The organism is Prevotella sp. S7-1-8 (assembly GCF_000758925.1).
Classification (GTDB): domain Bacteria; phylum Bacteroidota; class Bacteroidia; order Bacteroidales; family Bacteroidaceae; genus Prevotella.
In genome coordinates, this window is the sequence record NZ_JRNC01000115.1 from 1 (window position 1) to 2404 (window position 2404).

At 50.6% G+C, this 2404-nt stretch carries 3 protein-coding genes; all 3 read left to right on the forward strand.

Annotated elements, in window-relative coordinates; all coding sequences use genetic code 11:
* Positions 1 to 1173, forward strand: a 1173-nt coding sequence (gene traM, locus HMPREF1640_RS12080) for a conjugative transposon protein TraM (RefSeq protein WP_036895238.1), incomplete at its 5' end; no start/stop codon positions are given.
* Between the two features lie 44 nt (positions 1174 to 1217).
* A complete protein-coding gene (traN, locus tag HMPREF1640_RS12085) occupies positions 1218 to 2168 on the forward strand; it encodes a conjugative transposon protein TraN (RefSeq protein ID WP_008124726.1) in 951 nt (316 codons plus the stop codon).
* Positions 2162 to 2404 (forward strand): conjugal transfer protein TraO (locus HMPREF1640_RS12090; RefSeq protein ID WP_036895241.1); only part of this gene is annotated, 243 nt, incomplete at its 3' end. The genes traN and HMPREF1640_RS12090, both read left to right, overlap by 7 nt.

Genomic DNA, 2404 nt, shown 5'->3' on the forward strand with positions numbered 1-2404 from the left:
TTTGCCCCGTCGGGCAAGGAGAAGAGTGCGGCGCAGCAGGGACTGAACGACAGCATACCGCAGGCGACCACCGAACAGCTGACGGGCAACAAACTCAAAGCCTACGAATTGGGCGACAAGAGCCGTCAGGACGAACAGACACGCGAGGAGATGGGCAGGCTTTCGGATTACTTTGATAGTAATACCGCCCCCTCGGAAAGCGAGCGTGCGGAAACAGCCGCTTCGACGGCAAAGATTGAAAGCTCAATGCACCGCTATGAGGAGAACAACCGCCTGTTGAACTCTTTTTATGCACCCGATCCGCACGAGCAGGAGCGTGAGGCACTGCGCTCGGAGTTGGACAACCTCAAAAAGGAATTGGCATCAAAGAATGAGAATGAGGATGCGGAGGAGAAGCGACAGCTCGCTCTGATGGAAAAGAGTTACCAAATGGCGGCGAAGTATCTGCCACAATCTTCTTCAACTACCAATGCTGCCAACACTTTTACACCCGCAAAGGAAAAGGGAGTTTTGGAAACATCGGCAACAAAACAAGTATCGGTAGCCGGTTCTCTTCCTGCAATGGAGGTATTGGCAGAACGTAAGCAGGTGGTGTCTTCGCTCGACCAGCCGATGACAGATGCCGACTTTGTTCAGCAATACGGCACGAAGCCACGCAATATGGGCTTTCATTCGCTCACGAGTGCGGTTGCTGCCGTGTCCCGCAACACGCTCAGCGTGGTGGTGGACAGGACAGCGACACTCAAGGAGGGCGATAATGTGGCGTTGCGCATGCTCGAAACTGCCCAAGTGCAGGGCTTGCGCATTCCCCGCCAAAGCCGACTCATTGCGAGGGCTAAGATTGAGGGCAACCGTCTGCACCTGCTCGTTAAGAGCATTGAAGTAAAGGGACGGATTATTGCCGTGAAGCTCTCGGCATACGACACCGACGGACAGGAGGGTGTGTTCATTCCGGGTTCGGAGGACATCAACGCCCTTAAAGAGGTGGGTGCGAACATCGGCGGTTCGATGGGAACCTCCTTCACCTTTGCTTCCTCCGCCAAAGACCAGATTATCTCGGAGGCAGCTCGTGGGGTGATGCAGGGCGCAAGCCAGCTGCTCCAAAAGAAACTCCGCACCGTCAAGGTAACACTTAAAGGCGGCTACCGCCTGTTCTTGGTTCAGTCAAAATAAGCATATCAATCAATAAAAATCACAATAACAAAATAACAACAACAATGAAAAAATGGATTTTTTCGGCTGTCCTGCTTGCCACGATGGGAGCGTCAGCCACTGCACAAACAACGACTTTAACGCTCACGCCCGACCGTCCGCTCTCATCGGGAGAACTCTTTCAAGGTATGAGCAAGGCAATTCCTAACGGACGCATCGTCCTGCCATACGGCTTGGAGGTTACTTTTGAAAAGACGGTGCATCTGATTTTTCCTGCGCCTGTCCGCTATGTGGATTTGGGTTCACAGAACATCATTGCCGGCAAGGCGGAGGATGCGGAGAACGTACTGCGTGTAAAGGCTGCCGTCAAGGACTTTGAGACGGAAACCAACATGAGCGTGATTTGCGAGGACGGCTCTTTCTATGCTTTTAACGTGAAGTATGCCGATGAGCCAGAGAAGTTAAACGTTGAGATGAAGGACTTTCTGTCGCCCGTCGAAGGACGTTTGCCGAGCAACCGTGCGGACATCTACTTCAAGGAACTGGGTAACGAGTCGCCCATACTCGTCAAGCTGATGATGAAGACTATTTATCAAAATGATAAACGTGTATTCAAGCATATCGGCACCCAAATGTTCGGTATGAAATTCCTGCTTAGGGGATTGTATGCGCACAATGGCTTGCTATATTTTCATACCCGAATAGACAATATGACCAATATGCCGTACTCGGTGGACTTCGTTACGTTCAAGGTGGTGGATAAAAAGGTAGCGAAGCGCACCGCCATTCAGGAACAGGTGCTGCAACCACTCCGTGCCTATCATCAGGTGAATTACATCAAGGGAAGGCACACAGAAAGTTCGGTGTTCGCCTTGGAGCAGTTCTCGCTTTCAGAAGATAAGCAGCTTGAAGTGACGCTTTATGAGCATAATGGTGGACGAACGCTTACCTTCTATGTCGAGCCGCAAGATTTACTTTTGGCTCAGAAGATTGATAACCTCAAACTTAAATGGTAATGAAGAAGTATCTCTTTTTATTGGCTTGTGCGGTGGCAACGATGCTGCCGGCACAAGCGCAAAGACTGATTCCGAAGCAGAAAGGAATAGAAGTCATAGGCAGTCTGCCGATTATCAAGGGAGAAAAACTTTTTGCCAAGGGTAACTTCGGTCTGGGCTTGTCACTCACCCGTTACTTGAAGCGTGAGAACTATGCCTTTATGGGGATGGACTATGAGCAACAGAATATGCCGTAT